Below are 16,598 nucleotides of genomic sequence, written 5' to 3'. Positions count from 1 at the left end.
CTCCTACTCCTACTCCTACTCCTACTCCTACTCCTACTCCTACTCCTACTCCTACCCCAACCCCAGACGCTTCCACCCCACCTCCACAGCAGGAAAAAGAAAACACTGCAACTTCCAATACCACGAGTCGCAGCATTCCTACATTTCCCGTTGGCACGTCGGAAGATACTGTCAAAACAGCGTTGGGAAATCCTAGTAGGCTTTCCAGAGGTTTGTGGAAAACTCGTGCTTATGTTTATCAGCATGACCCAAACCGCGTTGATCTTGGTTATTTATTTGACCGTAAAACAGGAGTGCTGCGTCAAACAGAAGTTTCTTTTGCCCAATCTGTCGAACCGCAGGTGATGCAGAATACATTACAGGGAATATTGGGGGGTAATGCTTCTGGTGACATTAAGCAAGGACTGCAACAAGTCTATGAACGTAAAACGAATCAATACTCATTCAACGTTGGTGGATTAAAAGGGAGCATACAACGTAATTCAGAAGACCAAATTTACATTGCTGTTTGGGACTCCAACTTGCGTAAATAAGAAAATCTCTATCTACGGGTGGGGTTTTTTCTTGACAGTAGCGGTATGACAATACTGGGTAATGTTGACTGGAGTTGCATCATGACAAGCAATAAAAAGACCCGGCGCAATTTTCTCATAACCAGTATGGCTGTTGCTGGCGGAATTGTCGGCACTTCAGCTTGTCAACAATTAACCAACACCACGGAATCACCAGAAAATCCCAGTTCTACCGCTCAAACACCTCAAAACCAGCTCGCCTCTGCATCTAAAAAACCCGAGGCAAAGATGCCACAACGAATCCTAGGACGCACAGGCGTGTCATTACCCATTCTTGGTTTGGGAGGATCTGCATCACCTCTATCTCGTCCGCCAAAGGAAGAGGAGGACAAATCCATCGCAATTATAGAACGAGCATTTGAGCTAGGGATTCGTTACTTTGATACGGCTACCAATTACGGACCAAGTGAACAACGCTTGGGCAAAGTGCTTCCGCCACATCGAAAAGAGGTGTTTTTAGCCACTAAGACCAACATAAGAGACAGAGATGGGGCGTGGCGAGAATTAGAGCAATCTCTCAAACGTCTCAAAACCGATTATCTAGATCTTTGGCAGTTACATTCCGTTTCCTTTGATTGGAATCTAGATGCTATCCTAAATACCAAACATGGTGCAATCAGGGCTGTACAAGAAGCGAAAGAGCAAAAAATAGTGCGGTTTGTCGGCATCACAGGACACCATGACCCCACAATCATTGCTGAAGGGCTACGCCGCTATCCATTTGACACCGCTCTTATACCTATCAACGCTGCTGACAAACACAACCCAAAACCTTTTATTACTAAAGTCCTACCAGTGGCTCAGCAGAAAAATACTGGTATCATTGCGATGAAAGTACCAGCATACGGTCGGCTGTTCAAGCCTGGTGTTCTAGAGGGAATGCATCAAGCTATGGGTTATGCTCTCTCTCAAAGCGGTGTCGATTGTTGCATTATTGCAGCAGAAGATGTTGCTTTGTTAGAACAGAATGTGAGAGTCGCTCAAGCTTTTCAGACTCTCTCAAATGATGAAATTTCAGCTATTGAGCAACGTACTGCTGCTGTTTGGCAGGAGAATAGCTTTTTCCGTGAATGGGCTTAAATTTGATACAAAGCATCAGCGTAGTGTTGCGGAGTGCAAAAGCTTCATCGCTTGCGCGACACCATTTTCTGCTTCAATTTTTTCACCGAACACCTTATACCAATTCACGCATTCGCTCATTCATAAGGTACGGCATTAAGAAAGCCTAAGATAACGAGGCTTTGGGACTGTGTATCTGTCGCATTCTTTTTTCAAATTGATCTTAGTACATAATTGCATAAGTTCATAGGGAAAACTTAAACCAAGACTCTGCGTCACGAATGCGTTTACTTCAATGCTCAAGGCGTTTAAAAACATTACGAATTAATGAAATGCTGTACTTAGCACGTTGACGCATTCCTTGATCGTTGATGGCGGTAATGAAGGGCTGAACATTCCCACGAGAACCGATAGTCGGAATAGTAATGTGCATATATGTTATAAAAATTACATAAAAAATGAGACAGATAAATCAATTTAAGCCAACTTTAATAGCATCTTAACGAGTATTTGGTGCTGGATTGGTAATCTTTTGCTGCATATATTTTCTGGCAGGAAGAAATAAGTAGAACTCAAAGTCTTGCAGCATCTCGATCATGCCCTAGGAAATAAATTTCCTGGTTAATAGCTTAAGTCAGTTAAAGCTCACAATTTTGAGCTTATTTGGTTTTAGTTAGTCTCCGTACTTTGGCTGGTATTGTCAAATCTATAATCAACAATTGACACATGGAACGCCTGCATTTTGAGCGACTATTATCTACCCGCTTTAAGCGGCGCGACGTTTTACTAGGTGCTGGATTCTTAACAGGTTTGGTGGTCACAAGCCAGTGGTCTAGCAGGGTGAATGCTCAGCCTAAGTTTTCCGGTTACCCATTCAGCCTCGGTGTAGCTTCAGGTGAGCCGTATCCAAGAAGCGTTGTTCTGTGGACAAGATTAGCTCCTGATCCTCTCAATGGGGGTGGAATGCCGTCAGAAAATGTCCCCGTGCAGTGGCAGGTAGCTACTGATGAAAAGATGACGCAAGTTGTGCGAAGCGGGACATCATACGCAATTCCCGAACTAGGACACTCGGTACACGTGGTCGTTGATGGACTACAGCCTGAGCGATGGTACTGGTATCAGTTTAAGGTAGGCAGTGAAGTCAGCCCCGTTGGGCGCACCCGCACAGCGCCTGCTCTTGGAAAACCAATTGAACAGTTCCGCTTTGCGTTTGCTTCCTGTCAAAATTGGCAAGATGGCTACTTTGCGGCATACAAACACATGGCAGAGGAGGAACTCGACCTCGTTGTCCACCTTGGTGACTATATTTACGAGGGACCAGCACAGGCTGACCGGATCAGGCAGCACAACGGACCAGAACCCGTCACGCTCGAAGAATACCGCAACCGCCATGCCTTATACAGGACTGACACAAACCTACAGGCTGTCCACGCGGCTTTTCCGTGGGCAGTGACTTGGGATGACCACGAAGTAGACAACAACTGGGCAGACGAAATTCCTCAAGACCCTGAACTACAGCCACGAGACCAGTTTCTTGCACGACGCGCTGCTGCCTTCCAAGCATACTACGAGCATATGCCGCTGCGCCCATTCTCGAAACCCGAAGGCATCGATTTGCAACTCTATCGGCGTCTGACCTTTGGTGATCTGGTTGAATTCAACGTGCTCGATACTCGCCAGTACCGCACCGACCAGCCTTGTAATGACGGTATCAAGCCTCGTTGTGATGAAGCCTTTGACCCAGCTGCTACTCTCACTGGTGCTGAGCAGGAGAAATGGCTCTTTGAAGGTCTTGACCGCTCCAAAGCTCGTTGGAATGTCCTCGCTCAGCAGGTGGTCTTCACCCAACATGACTGGACAGCAGGTGAAGAGTCAGCTTTCAATGTTGACGCTTGGGATGGTTACGTAGCTGCCCGCCAACGCATCCTTGACTTTCTGAATCAACGCAGACCTTCAAACCCAATTGTCCTCACTGGCGATACCCATTCTAGCTGGGTTAGCGATTTGTTGGCGGACTTCAACAATCCCAGCTCTCCCGTAGTAGGTACTGAGTTTGTCGGTACCTCAATTACCTCTGGTTTCGGAGCTAGCGATAGAATTGAGGCTGCCTTGCCCGAGAGTCCGTGGGTGAAATATTTTAACGGTCGGCAGCGCGGCTATGTAGTCTGTGACCTCACTCGCGAACGCTGGCGAAGCGACTACCGACTACTGCCGCAGTCTGCACCCACCGGACCGACAGTCCCCGACCCCAACGCACCAATTACCACGGCTGCATCTTTTGAACTGCCGGATCGGGGGGTTGTGAGACGGGTGTAGTTTCATTCAACTTTGCGATTGTACGCAATGTACGTCAATAATCAAAATGCCAGATGAAAATCTGGCACATTCCTCTAATAGCCAAGGCGACCTCTCCCCGCCCTAGTAGTCTGCCATCTAACGCCTGCTGGGTAGTCCCTGTTATTGATAAGCTAATTAAAAACTAGGGAGCTTAGGTAGGTCGGCGTAAATATTTATTGTTGGGAAAAGGGACTCTTGCACTCTTGCATTTATAAGAAACAGTTTGAGTCTTGTTTATAATATAAGGGAATATGTTTGACCGCTTAGAAAATCTTCTTATTTAATCCGTAAAGACATAGACTCCATATCAAAATATTGCTCGTTAAATTTGTACGCCATTTTCTCGATTCCATATATTTGAAACCCAAATGATAAATAAAGTTGTTTTGCAGAGCTATTATTTGTAATAACATCAAGTAATAATATTTCTATCTCGTTAATAGCCTTTGCTCTTTCAATTAATTCATTTAGTAGTAATTTACCTATACCTTTTCCCCGATATTCTTGTTTAACATACATAGAGCGAATATATGCTTTATGCCTTACTTTTATTCTTGATTCTTGATAAAATGCGACTATTCCAATCAACTTTTTATTTTCATAGCAGCCCAATATACAGTTATTGTTATCGACTGGTATTCTATTTCTAAATTCATCTATCGTCTTGATTGCTTCTTCATGATACATTGTGCCAAATGAATCTGGACTGTTATATAAAGATTCTAATCTGATTTGACTATAATCTTCTGCATCATCTTTTGTTAATTTTCTAATTACCATTGGATTAAATATAAAGAAGAAACAATTTATTACTTCACTTCTCTAATAATATGACAATTTAATATTAAGTAGATGGGCGTAAATAAACATAACTATATTGCAATGGGTAAAGCCGTTGGGAAAAAGGGGAAAACCTTTACCCTTTACCCTTACAAAACGTTACATAGTTCGATTTAATTGTGCCAACCTACTTATTGTGGATGCGGTCTAACTAGTAGTCCACCAAAGCAACTTTGCTGAGTCAGACAGTTGGGTATAAGCGCTGCATCTTTCTCCGCGCATCCGTGGTTTGAAAGCGCCAATTCACACTTGCTCGTTCTTGCGGAACGCTGTTTCTCCCAAGTGGCAATTTCTAACTCCAAAGTTGAGCGCTCACCAATCCGTCTCTCTAAACATTGACGAGATAAAACAGACAATTCAATCTCTAAGAGATTCAACCAAAAGCGCGTGTTTGGGTGTGTAGTGAAACTCCAGTTTTTGTACAATCCGACGTGCTTCTTGTGGCTCAAAAACTTCATACAAGGCTGCTGGATTATGGATGTTGAGATTATCAACGACCAAACGAATAACATCGGCATCTCGACAATAAATGTCAACCAAATCTTTCATTTGTTTGGCAAAGTCTACTTTAGTACGTTGTTGTGTGACTTCGATATGTCGCCACCCAGCTAATGGTTGAAAATACTTCTTTGCCATGCTATTCCCTAGTTTTTAATTAGCTTATCAATAACAGGGACTACCCAGCAGGTGTTAGATTGGCAGACTACTAGACAAAAAAAAAGCAGCAGCCCAAGTCAAACTCGACATTGGGCTGCTAACTAATAATGACTATTCCCTTGTCGCCAGAAGATTACTTATTAGAAGACTTCCAAGACGCCAAGGAAAAGAGAGGTAATTTTGCACTCCTGATGGGAGTACTTCGTAGTAATTCGTAATTTAATTACAAATTACTTCACAGTTACCTTACCGCCAGCATCTTCCAACTGCTTCTTAGCAGCTTCAGCCGCATCCTTGGCGATCGCTTCCTTAACTGGCTTAGGCGCAGCTTCTACCAAGTCTTTTGCTTCCTTGAGGCCCAAACCGGTCAACTCGCGCACGACCTTGAGTACAGCAATTTTCTTATCGGCTGGGACGCTTTCTAGAATGACGTCAAATTCGGTCTGTTCTTCTACTGGTTCAGCAGCAGCAGGTGCACCACCAGGTGCTGCTGCCACAAAGCCTCCAACTGGTGCAGCAGCACTGACGCCAAAGGCTTCTTCAATTTGCTTCACCAATTCAGATGCTTCGAGCAAAGACAAGGTTTTTAGTTGTTCCAAAATTTGATCAGTTGCAGCAGACATGGATATAACTCCTGTAATGTTGATTAATGATTTGAGTTGTTCTAATTAGTACTAACGACTCACTAGGAAGCACTTTCTTCGCCTTCTGAGCCTTTTTCCTGATCCGCGACAGCCTGCAACGCACGAGCCAGCGAACCGGGAACTTCGTTGATACCCACAGCAATCTTGGTAGCCAAAGCGTTGATAGCACCAGCAATTTGCGCCATGAGTTGTTCTTTGGATGGCAAATCTCCCAATGCCTTGACATCAGGTTCTTTCAGCAGGCGACCTTCCATAACGCCGCCGCGAATTTCTGTTTTCTTGCTGGCTTTCTGGAAATCTTGGTAAGCCTTAATTGCAGCAGAGAAATCCTCTTGAACTAGCAAAAAGGCAGAAGAACCTTTGAGCAATTCCGACAGCACTTGCCATTTTTCATCGTCTTGAATGGCAATGCCCATCAGGGTGTTCTTAGTCACCTTGCAAACAGCCCCAGCGGGACGCAGCCGTCGCCGTAAATCTGTGATTTCAGCAACCGTTAGCCCTTGGTAGTCAATCACCAATGCGAGTTGAGACTGGCTCAAAGTTTCTTTGAGGTCAGCGACTATAGCTTTTTTGTCTTCTATCGTTCTTGGCATTTAGGTTGTTTCACCTCCTTTAAAAATGCTTTTCTTGCTAATGGCTCATTGCCTTTTGTGCTATTAGCTACAAAAACAACAAACCCCAGCTTTCACAGCCGGGGTTTTGCAGTAGAGACGCAGCAGAGAAATGCATCTGTACATTCTGATCCTTATGCAACAGTAGTCACACAATGCGCGTGAGGTACTTTTAGCAATTAGGGCGCAAACCTCGGCAGGATATTAAGCGAATAGCACCTGCTGTCTTTGGTTGTTGCTTATTTCATTTTCGTAATTTGTTTATAGCAAACGCAAACAGCGTTGACTACGAACCTACTATGCTGCTTCGGTCAATTTTGCATCGCGTAGGGCGTTAATATCTACCCTAATCGATGGTCCCATTGTGGAAGACACGTACACTGTGCGCCAGTAACGACCTTTAGCTCCTGAAGGACGGTTACGGTCGATTGTTTCTTGCAACGCCTTCAAGTTTACTAGTAAATCTTCTGGAGAGAATGATGCCTTACCAAACATAACATGGACAATGCCAGTACGATCAGCTCGGAACTCTAATTTACCTGCTTTGAATTCGCCGATCGCACTTGCCAGGTCGAATGTCACTGTCCCACCTTTGGGTGATGGCATCAAACCACGAGGACCGAGTAACTTACCAAGCTTTGCCACCTGAGGCATGATATCTGGTGTGGCAATGAGCTTGTCAAAGTCCATCCTACCTTTTTGAATTTCGTCAATCAGTTCTTCTGAACCAACGACATCAGCACCAGAATTGCTTGCTTCTGTTACTTTTTCCCCTCTAGCAATGACTGCCACCCGTACCGTTTGTCCTGTTCCTTTGGGCAGTACTACTGTTGTCCGCAGCTGTTGGTCAGTATATTTTGGGTCAATTCCTAACCGGATATGCGCTTCTGCTGCTTCGGGAAACTTTGCTGTTGCTGTTTCTTTAAGAAGGGATAAAGCATCTAGCGGTGCATAATCCCTGTCTTCAACTTTTTCTAGTAACGCCTGTATTCGGCGCGATACTTTCTTTGCCATTTTTTCTTTCTCCTGGGGTGTATTACGAAGCTTTGCCTCTCCCCCGAATAATTTTGCTTTTTTGGTCCTTTGTCATTTGTCTCAAGCGAATGACTAATGACTAATGACTAATAACTAATCCGTAACTGTGACGCCCATGTTTCTTGCGGTGCCTTCGATGATGTTCATTGCTGCTTCAACATCATTGGCGTTAAGGTCAGGCAGTTTTGTTTGAGCAATTTGCTTCAATTGCTCTCTAGTAATAGACCCAACTTTCTTTTTGTTGGGTTCACTAGAGCCTTTGTCAATTTTAGCTGCCTTAGTAATTAACACCGATGCTGGAGGAGTCTTGAGTACAAATGTAAAACTCCGGTCTTCATACACCGAAATTTCTACTGGAATCACTGTTCCAGTTTGATCTGCTGTTTTAGCGTTGTACTCTTTGCAGAACATCATGATATTAACGCCATGCTGACCTAATGCAGGTCCCACTGGCGGTGCTGGGTTGGCTTTCCCAGCATTCAGGGCCAATTTAATGACCGCTACTACTTTTTTCGCCATTTTTATTAGCTCTGTTTCTCTACCTGATTAAATTCCAATTCTACTGGTGTATCCCGTCCAAAAATCGAAAGCAAGGCTTTGAGTTTACTCCGTTCTGGACTGACTTCAATCACCTCACCTTCAAAATCCTTAAACGGACCAGAAAGCACAATTATCTTATCACCAGCAGCCATATCAATTTTGACAACTGGTTCCTGTTCGCTGGTCTGTTTGAAGATTCTTTCTACTTCTGTATAACTCAGCGGTAGCGGTTTTACGTGACCGCGACCCTTGCCACTACCACGTTTTTGTTCTGCTCCCACAAAATTAATCACATGAGAGGTGTTTCTGACCACCTGCCATGTGTCGTCATCCATCATCATCCTCACTAGCACATATCCAGGGAAGACTTTTTCTTCCGTATGCTGGCGACTACCATCTTTACGGATTTTCACTGCTGGTGTGTGTGGAATTTCCACTTGGATAATTTTATCAGCGACATCAAAGGTTTGAATGCGCTGCTCCAAGTTTGTCTTAACACGCTTCTCACAGCCAGAGGCTACTTGTACTGCATACCAGCGGGCTTCTGTTGAAGAAGCTTCTGACGCTGTTTCTGCGGCATCATCTGACTGCTGCGTCGCATTGTAATCTCCGTCTGTTGCAGAAGTCATTAGAACACCTGTTGTGCTGCCCAAATAAAGAATTTATCTACCAGAAATATCAAGGATGCGGAGAGAGTCACCATTAATAACACAGCGGCTGATTCACTTATCAGCTGCTTGCGACTCGGCCAAACGACTTTGTCGAACTCTTCCTTTATTCCATTAAAAAAGTTCGCTATGCTAAACCCATTGTTGGTCTCTGTCATTTGTGCTTCGTTTTTTTTGGCCACGGTCTTCTCTCGCCCCCATTTCTGAACCAGAAAACTATTGCCTGTTCATTTTATCTTTGTATCACAGCTACTACTCAAACCTACTTGTTTGAAGCAAAAAGCCGCATACACAAAAATTACACCCGAAATTTTCAATCATACTGCTATGTTAGCAGATCTTGCATAATTTTCGGGCTTTATTTTTGCTTTCAGCGCGCCCTGGAGGACTTGAACCCCCGACATCAGGTTTTGGAGACCTGCGTTCTACCAACTGAACTAAGAGCGCACAGGCTTGCTTTTATTCAGTTATTACACTTAATTTACCTTAGTTTAACGCAACTTGGCAAATTTTTTTAGTTGATTTTGGTCGAGGGAACTTAGGAGCGGCTCCCGCCGCTTTTTGTTGAACCCTTGAACCATATCTAGCTCTTAGATCAAAGAGCGCGGTCAAAGCGCTGCTTGATTCGGGTAGCTTTACCAACGCGATCGCGTAGATAATAAAGTTTAGCACGCCTTACCTTACCACGACGCAATACTTTGATGCTATCTATCCGAGGAGAATGCACGAGAAACACCCGTTCAACGCCTACGCCTTGGAATACGCGACGGACTGTAATGGTTTCATTGATACCGCCATTGCGTTTACCAATGACCACACCCTCGTACGGTTGTACGCGGTATTTGTCGCCTTCCTTAATTTTGACTCCGACTTTGACTGTATCGCCCACAAATATTTGGGGCAAATTAGATTTTAGTTGTTCCGCTTCAATAGAGCGGATTATTTCTTGAGTATTCATAGTTCACGGAAAAACTCACAATCAACAATAATAAATCGACAACTACCTTACAGTCTACTTATTTTAAAGAGAGAATTTTTTGACGACAACGTCATCGAAAACACAAAACTATTACAAAAAATACATAAAGGCTGTGCAAACAAGTGTGAGATGTATGAAATTTAATGTCGTTTTCATGAACTACAACCGCTTGAAGTTATTACAACGAGCTATTGATTCTGTCCTGAACCAGACTATACCTTGCGAACTGATTGTCTTGTGACGATTGTTCATTTGATAGCACCCAAGACTATGTGAAAAGTTTAAGCGCAAAGCTTTTATTTTTTGAAAATGCACCACGCGCCCGCTCTCGTCTACCGATGTCGCTAGGCTTAGGCGATGGGCAAAGCCCCGCATAAAGGCGATCGCACTGCAACAGAAGATGCAGTTATCTGCTGGTGAACAACAAGATTCCCGACTTCGGCGAAGTCGGGAATCTGAGCCATTAGTACTTATATAGCGCGTTCGTGCTTACTGCGATCGCCTAAGTTCTATGAGAACAGGTCCACGTTAGCTAAGGAACTGTTGTTAGATGCCAGCAATTGGATGATTTTATCCAACTTCTGCTCTATATTGGAAGTTTTCTGCTCCAATTGGATCACTTTAGCCTCTAGGTTTTGAATTGGATTTGCTTTAGCATCAGACAATTGGCGAATATCTCGACCAATACCCATCAGGGTGGGACGTTCCACATAAGTGACGCGGTGCAGCACCCGCCAAGCTTTGTTGGGTTTGCCTGCTTGCACTTGCCGCAAAGCACGCGCTTCTTCGTCATTGCTTTGCAGCCACTCAGGGTCGACTACATAGGTGAAGAAGTCATAGAAGTGTCTGGTGTCGCCTTCCAGGTAGAAGCTCATAAAGCGGTAGCGGTCTACTTTTTCCCCTGGCTGGATGGGGTTGTCGTTGTAGTCGGTGACGCCGATGCTTTCTACACCACTCAAATCCACGTTTAACTGAAAGGCTTTGCTACGACTTTCGGTTTTATTCATGGTTTGGGTCATGTTGACAGTCGCTTGTGCAGTTAGCTCAACTTTCGCTGCCACGACTCCAAATTTTGTGTCAGCACCGAAACCCCCATTGAATGCAAAGGAACCGCCGATGGAGTGTTCTACTGTATTGGCAAAGCTTTGGGCTTCTGTCCGCAGTCCGCCATCAGCATCCCAAACATAGGTATTGACAATATTGCGCTTACCAGCACGAATTTGGATAGCTTCCATCCTTTTCTGCCACCACTCAAAACTGTCTGTGGCTTGGACTCTTGTCTGTTGATCTTGGATCTTAGCCTTGATTTCTTCCTGCTTTTTGTTCGTATCTTCTTTTTGCTGAGTGAGGTTTGCTTGTGCTTCTGTTTGAAGACTCTTTGCTTTTTCCTCCTCTGCTTTTTTCTTCTCCTCCTCAGTCATTTCTGTCTCGGGTTGATCTTCTTCTCGGTTGACAGATATTGTCGCTGGAGCATCTCCACTGTCTATATTTCGCTTCAAAGAGGTTTCATCTACCAAACGCACATTAAATTGGGCAAAATAGGATTCTCGCCGCTTATCCTCTGCTTCAATTTGTTGTTTGAGGTCATAGGCTTCTCGGAGGCGATAGTAACTGGCAGGGTAGAGTGAGCCATACTGCGCCCGCATATCTGGAACCTCCTTGAAGAAGCGATCGCTCGTGGCATAGCTACCTGTCATCCCATCTAAGCTGCCGTTCATGGTATAAGCCGGATTGATCAAGAACGTGATGGTATTGACATCCGGTGGAATGCCATCGACAGGGCGAACCTCGTAGCCAATCATTTTCCCAGTCCGCTGGAGTCGGGTGATAAACACGTCTGCCAGACTAGAAACCACCAAGGCGTAGCCGACGTTTTTGGGGATATATCGCTTTCGTGACACTCCTACACCGACAAGAGCGGTACGGTGTAGGCTTCTGCCGGAAATTATCCGGAGCAGAAATTCGTTCGTGGTACTCCAACTGTTTCCCACTACCGCAGTTTATAGTCAGGCACGTGTCCCTCCCGACTTGAATGATTGAAAAACCATTCCCCTACGTTCCTTGAAGATTTTACATACTAGAGGCAGGAGTTAGCGTATAGCATATTTAAAACCCCACTTCCTAGTAAAACCCCTTATCTTCAGTTGTCTAGGTACAGATGGTTGACCAGAATTTTAGCCTTTGTCAACACCTCTCTATGTTAGCATAATGGGTAGATTTTGACTACCCATTATGAAAGAAGCACGATTGAATTTAAGGATATCAACAAAGCAGACTGAATAAGTTACGATTATATGCCTCAAGTAAAGATAAGACGATTACTCAAATTGTTGAAGACGCTTGTTGACTCTTTGCCCAACACGGAGATTAACAAAAACGAGGGTACCCCACTCCCGCGCTAACCTATGGTTAACATAGGTCGGGGATACGCCTCGTTTTTGTTCGGCTATTCATAAGGGCACCGACTCTTCGAGTACGGTGTGGGGCGCGTCTTTCCGTTCAAGCTAAATGAGGAAACTTGGGTTGCACTTCCGGCGTACCGCGCAACTCCAGTTTATCGGTCATACTCAGGGATGAACCGGATGTAATATTACTCTGATTCAGGAAATTGTAGTTGAAGTTAAGGTTGCCTTTGAACCCGAGGCGTGATACTGCTAGTCTTGAGGTAACGAATAAACCTGCCTCTGCTTCCGTTTCCGATCCTATAAATGTGTCAATAGTGGTTCACAAACCTGCTTCCTGTGCTCGGTTCCAGCTAAAGTTCACATCATCAGACATAGTCAATTCTACTGAAGTCGCGCCGTTGTAATTTTCCGAGACGGTTAAGTTTTCACTGGGGACTGGCGGCGGACCTTCGATGTAGCCTAAGAGAGTGGGTGCAAACTGGGCATTGCCAATCCACTTCAGTTCCAGTTGTTCGATTCGTTTGTCTGGCAGCACTGTCACACCATCAGCGGTAGGATAGGCGAACAAGCGCCGCATTATAGCAATCTTTTGCCCTGTACTAGGGTCTAGACCAACAGTACTGTATTCGCTGCTGACAACTGCATCACCTGTGATCTTAACGGTGCCAATAGTCTTAACGGTGCCAATAGGCGGTGCTGCTCCCCACCAGATGGCGTTCTGAATCTTGCCAGAGTACTGATTTCCCGTATAGTCTCGCACATCAGTTCCGGTGGCTTCAATCATAGGATAGTAAGCAAATAAACCCGGTTCGTTCCCCGTCAGCAGTGTTTTACTGTTGACTTGAATCTCTTCTTCACTCAGGGGTATTTGCCAAATGCGGACTTCTGCCAGTTTCCCAAATTGTTGCGAGCCGTTTTGAGCATTCCCTATAGTGTAAATATCCTTACTACTTTGGGCTGGCAATGTCACAGTCTCTGGGTTTCCAGAAAGGGTAGCTGGGGCTGCATTAGAGGAATAATCTTTTGCAGAGTTCTTGGCAAAACGCCAGTATCCCACCAAATCTGTCTCCTTGCTCGTTAGGGTTTTCCCAAAATCGGCTCGAATCTCTTGCTGAGTGCGAGTTCTCTTCCAGATACGGGCTTCTTGAATCTCACCTTGAAACCTAGTTGTTCCCGAAATTGCAGCAATTAGTAATTCTCCTGTTCCTTGATAATTCTCTGTAGCAGTGTCTTCAGCGACCTTTTCACCATCCTGGTAAATTATTCGCTTTTTGGTGTTGCTGTCATAGACACATGCCCAATGGTGCCATTCTGTGTCTGTGTAAGTATTAGGGGTATATAGATCGTTCCCGTGAAAAGCAAAGAAGAATTGATTGTTATCTTGCCAACCAACGCCCAATCCTTGGTTTGTGGTTCCTGATCCTTGAGAGAATACATATTGGTTTTTTCCAATAGCATCACGCTTTGCCCAAAATTCCACAGTAAAACTGGCATTGGCGAGATTAATTTTACTACCACAATTGACCTCATCATCCTGTCCATCAAACTTCAGGGCAGTTCTGGTTTGGACTTGACCGACTTGTTCGCCGTCAATATAGAAGCTGGACGTTGCTTTTTCGCCTTTCCCGCGTCCTACAACAGTCAAATGATGCCAGCCGGAAGACAACCCTTCCAGATTGTAGCCGCTGTCAGAAAAAAGACCGTTAACCAAAGTGCCTAACTGTTTTCCCTGATAAACGACGATATGGTGATCGGTAGTATCTTTAGCACCGACTAAGGTATTCCACACCGCTGTTTTTGGCAGGGGATAGAAAAACCAGGCTTCTATCGTGTATTCGTCAGCCAAGGGAATGGTGTTGTCCACAATGACGGCGCTGTTGTTTTGCTGGAGGTTTAAACAAGGGCGTAGAGCATCCGGAATCCACTGCTCAAAGGTAGAATTTTGACTGTCAGAAGTGGCGTCAAAGTTGGTAAGGCGCATCGTACCGCTGTCATCAAAGTAACTCAGTTGCACGTTGCCTTCGCAGGTTTCAATAGCAGTGAGTCGGCTGGTGGGACGAACAAATCCTAGTAATGCACCTTTTGTCAACAAATTCTTGTCGTCTTTAGCGACTTGCGGCAGGGTTTGCGGTGTCTGATAAGTGTTTTTGATACCGTTGAGCAGGTCAGTGTTTAAAGTGTTCAACTGAGTTTGAACTTGAGACAGTTGAGTGTTAACTTGTTGCAGGCGATTTTCCCAATCTTTTTTTTGGTCGTCGTCTGCATTTAATGCAGTTTGAAGTGGCTCTAATTCTTCCTGACTTGTTGTGAGTTCTTGTCGCTTGAGGTCTAAAGCTTCTTTGGCCTCATCGATTTTATTGTTTGTTGTGTCCTTAGTTTTCTTTAATTTCCACGTACAAGCATAAGTTTGAAGACCAGGCTGAGGAATGGGTATGTCAGCACGGACATTGTAATCTTTATCGCGGTAGGGGGCTATATATGCCCTTTTACCTATGTTCCTAATAAGATAATGCTGTTCATTATATGGCTTTATCTGCTTAAATTCCCAGTGGAAGTAATCGGGAATTTTATCCCTGTTTGTGTTGATAGCTAAAACATTAGAATTGTTCTCAGTAGTAGGGCGTAGCTCCGTGTTTTTGCCTTTGTTGAAAATGGAATAATAACCATTGCTCTGCTCTTCAAATTTGAAGAGGTAATCATCTGGAGTCTTCTTGAGGTCGCTATCGTCCGCTCTGACATAATAATAATCGCTTCTCTTCCAAGGGGCTATATGTCTTTTTGTGTCCACACTGTAAATCTGACACCAATAATTGAGAGGGCTTTCTACTTCCTGCTTGTATTTAGATTCTAGAGTTGCCACTTCGCTCTCAAGGTTTTTCACGTTTGAGTTTAAAGCCTCAACCGTTTTTCGTGTTTCTTCAAGGTTGGATAGTGCAGCAAGTTTAGCTTCGCAATCATTTTTGTCTTCAAGCAAAGCTGCTTCCTCACTTTCCTTGAGCCTCATTTGCTCTAATTTTTCTGACAACTGAGCTTGGTTATCAGCTAAAGTTGTCAAGGTGACACTGTCAGCGTACTTAACCTCTGTCACTGCTTCAGACTCCAAAACGATCTGATGCTTGCGGATCTCCAGAGTTTCCCAAGTGCCTTTGACATTGGCAATGCCAAAAGAGCGCACTAAGTTAATATCATCTGGCACGGTGAAGCGGTACGAGGCTTGATACCAGCCATTTTCCAGATTTTTAAAGTCTATGGCTTGTCCTTGAATATCAACGCGTTGCTCTGAACTTCGGTTGTTTTTCCCCCAACAGAAGAATTGAAAAATCTTGTTTTTTGCACCGTCGGCATTGTTAGGATCAACTTGTGGATTGGTTTTGAATTCAAAACTTTCCACATAAGTTGCCCTTTGGGTAACAGCAAACAGTTCATCATTGGCGTATTTGACAGCCTGTTTGCCATCTTTCAGGGTTCGTGGTAGCGTTACAGCATTGACAAATGCACCGCCATATACTGAGCCATCGTTACCGTTAGTGGAAAAATCAACAACTTTTCTTTCTTTGCCTTCCACAATGGCACCCAGACGCCAGTAACCCTCTAAACCAACTTCTGTTCCTGCCAGTTGCAGGTACATGGAGTCTTCAATTTCTTGCTGTGAGCGGGCGACTTTCCAGAGGCGAACATCACTCATCTTGGCTTGCAGATAACCATCACCAGAGGAATTGCTCTTACCAAAGTAGTTGTTTGTACGGTTGATGCTGTTGGGTAGCCACATTTGCCCAGAAGGCACTACGCGCGATCGCACAAAGTGCCCGCCAAGATGCGATCGCCCCCAAGGAGCGGGAGAAAAGCGCTATCGCGTCTTACCTCCCTTTTTTCCCAAATTCACATTTCCTCTACCTTGGCGTAAGTGTTACTGACTTTGACTTGTTGGTTTGCAAGTATCGTTCTCAGATTTACACCTAAGAAATGTGTATTGGCTCAAACTATCTCTCACACTGCTCTCCACCTTAATAGTCACGGCTTTTGGTGTAGAGTATTTTTCACTCAAGACGTGCGATTTCAAAACCACACTTACGTTTTCGCGTGATCTCCCCTTCAATGCCATACTGATAGGCATCAAGTAACTATCAAAGAAGTTGTTATTTCTGAAAAGAATAATAACCCAGAAGATTTTAAAAGTTAAATAGTATAAAAAATTACATATTTATGAAGCTTATAGAAGCTAAGTTGAGCCATTGAGTCATACAAAAATTT

The 16,598-nt window shown here is 44.4% G+C and carries 12 protein-coding genes, 1 tRNA gene, 2 pseudogenes and 1 other annotated feature; of the genes and pseudogenes, 3 read left to right on the top strand and 12 right to left on the bottom strand.

Annotated features, from left to right (window positions below; genetic code table 11):
- The 3 genes and pseudogenes from ACM0OZ_RS18615 to ACM0OZ_RS18605 form a co-directional block, all read left to right on the top strand.
- Positions 1-533, top strand: a pseudogene (locus tag ACM0OZ_RS18615) (serine/threonine protein kinase); the annotation flags it as partial.
- 81 nt (positions 534-614) lie between these two features.
- On the top strand, positions 615-1,652 hold the full coding sequence (locus ACM0OZ_RS18610; protein ID WP_414584307.1) for an aldo/keto reductase: 1,038 nt from the start codon (positions 615-617) through the stop codon (positions 1,650-1,652).
- A 705-nt stretch (positions 1,653-2,357) separates the two neighbouring features.
- Positions 2,358-3,947, top strand: a complete 1,590-nt coding sequence (locus ACM0OZ_RS18605) for an alkaline phosphatase D family protein (RefSeq protein ID WP_414584306.1) — start codon at positions 2,358-2,360, stop codon at positions 3,945-3,947.
- Positions 3,948-4,244: 297 nt separating this feature from the next.
- Here ACM0OZ_RS18605 and ACM0OZ_RS18600 read toward each other — a convergent pair whose 3' ends face one another.
- From ACM0OZ_RS18600 to ACM0OZ_RS18545, 12 genes and pseudogenes are all read right to left on the bottom strand, one after another.
- Positions 4,245-4,748 (bottom strand): N-acetyltransferase family protein, encoded by a 504-nt coding sequence (locus ACM0OZ_RS18600; protein ID WP_414584305.1) that lies wholly within the window; start codon positions 4,746-4,748, stop codon positions 4,245-4,247.
- 241 nt (positions 4,749-4,989) lie between these two features.
- Positions 4,990-5,432 (bottom strand): annotated as a pseudogene (locus ACM0OZ_RS18595) (transposase); the annotation flags it as partial.
- A gap of 263 nt (positions 5,433-5,695) precedes the next feature.
- Positions 5,696-6,088 (bottom strand): 50S ribosomal protein L7/L12, encoded by a 393-nt coding sequence (gene rplL / locus ACM0OZ_RS18590; RefSeq protein ID WP_073627325.1) that lies wholly within the window; start codon positions 6,086-6,088, stop codon positions 5,696-5,698.
- 62 nt (positions 6,089-6,150) lie between these two features.
- Positions 6,151-6,702, bottom strand: coding sequence for a 50S ribosomal protein L10 (rplJ, locus tag ACM0OZ_RS18585; RefSeq protein ID WP_414584304.1), 552 nt, complete (start codon positions 6,700-6,702; stop codon positions 6,151-6,153).
- Between the two features lie 68 nt (positions 6,703-6,770).
- Positions 6,771-6,970: a sequence feature (ribosomal protein L10 leader region), on the bottom strand.
- Between the two features lie 47 nt (positions 6,971-7,017).
- A complete protein-coding gene (gene rplA, locus ACM0OZ_RS18580; protein WP_414584303.1) occupies positions 7,018-7,734 on the bottom strand; it encodes a 50S ribosomal protein L1 in 717 nt (238 codons plus the stop codon).
- A 114-nt stretch (positions 7,735-7,848) separates the two neighbouring features.
- On the bottom strand, positions 7,849-8,274 hold the full coding sequence (gene rplK, locus ACM0OZ_RS18575; protein WP_041036644.1) for a 50S ribosomal protein L11: 426 nt from the start codon (positions 8,272-8,274) through the stop codon (positions 7,849-7,851).
- Between the two features lie 5 nt (positions 8,275-8,279).
- Positions 8,280-8,924 (bottom strand): transcription termination/antitermination protein NusG, encoded by a 645-nt coding sequence (gene nusG / locus ACM0OZ_RS18570; protein WP_414584302.1) that lies wholly within the window; start codon positions 8,922-8,924, stop codon positions 8,280-8,282.
- Positions 8,924-9,145 (bottom strand): preprotein translocase subunit SecE, encoded by a 222-nt coding sequence (gene secE / locus ACM0OZ_RS18565; RefSeq protein ID WP_414584301.1) that lies wholly within the window; start codon positions 9,143-9,145, stop codon positions 8,924-8,926. Before secE ends, nusG begins: the two co-directional genes overlap by 1 nt.
- Before the next feature lie 192 nt (positions 9,146-9,337).
- Positions 9,338-9,410, bottom strand: a tRNA-Trp gene (locus tag ACM0OZ_RS18560).
- 148 nt (positions 9,411-9,558) lie between these two features.
- Positions 9,559-9,921, bottom strand: a complete 363-nt coding sequence (gene rplS, locus ACM0OZ_RS18555) for a 50S ribosomal protein L19 (protein WP_041036650.1) — start codon at positions 9,919-9,921, stop codon at positions 9,559-9,561.
- 530 nt (positions 9,922-10,451) lie between these two features.
- A complete protein-coding gene (locus tag ACM0OZ_RS18550) occupies positions 10,452-11,843 on the bottom strand; it encodes a hypothetical protein (protein ID WP_414584300.1) in 1,392 nt (463 codons plus the stop codon).
- A gap of 823 nt (positions 11,844-12,666) precedes the next feature.
- The gene (locus ACM0OZ_RS18545; protein WP_414584299.1) at positions 12,667-16,146 is read right to left on the bottom strand and encodes a LamG-like jellyroll fold domain-containing protein; all 3,480 of its coding nucleotides are present in this window, start codon (positions 16,144-16,146) and stop codon (positions 12,667-12,669) included.
- Positions 16,147-16,598 lie beyond the last annotated feature (452 nt).

The organism is Scytonema sp. PCC 10023, assembly GCF_963920835.1.
Lineage (GTDB): Bacteria > Cyanobacteriota > Cyanobacteriia > Cyanobacteriales > Nostocaceae > Kalymmatonema.
Note: the sequence above shows the minus strand (reverse complement) of the source record. Positions and strands in the feature narration are given on the sequence as shown.

Excerpts from the sequence above, each read along its gene's own strand:
- rplJ (WP_414584304.1), bottom strand. The coding sequence starts at position 6,702 with ATGCCAAGAACGATAGAAGACAAAAAAGCTATAGTCGCTGACCTCAAA.
- ACM0OZ_RS18610 (WP_414584307.1), top strand. The coding sequence starts at position 615 with ATGACAAGCAATAAAAAGACCCGGCGCAATTTTCTCATAACCAGTATG.
- ACM0OZ_RS18605 (WP_414584306.1), top strand. The coding sequence starts at position 2,358 with ATGGAACGCCTGCATTTTGAGCGACTATTATCTACCCGCTTTAAGCGG.
- ACM0OZ_RS18600 (WP_414584305.1), bottom strand. The coding sequence starts at position 4,748 with ATGGTAATTAGAAAATTAACAAAAGATGATGCAGAAGATTATAGTCAA.
- rplL (WP_073627325.1), bottom strand. The coding sequence starts at position 6,088 with ATGTCTGCTGCAACTGATCAAATTTTGGAACAACTAAAAACCTTGTCT.
- nusG (WP_414584302.1), bottom strand. The coding sequence starts at position 8,924 with ATGACTTCTGCAACAGACGGAGATTACAATGCGACGCAGCAGTCAGAT.
- rplA (WP_414584303.1), bottom strand. The coding sequence starts at position 7,734 with ATGGCAAAGAAAGTATCGCGCCGAATACAGGCGTTACTAGAAAAAGTT.
- rplK (WP_041036644.1), bottom strand. The coding sequence starts at position 8,274 with ATGGCGAAAAAAGTAGTAGCGGTCATTAAATTGGCCCTGAATGCTGGG.
- rplS (WP_041036650.1), bottom strand. The coding sequence starts at position 9,921 with ATGAATACTCAAGAAATAATCCGCTCTATTGAAGCGGAACAACTAAAA.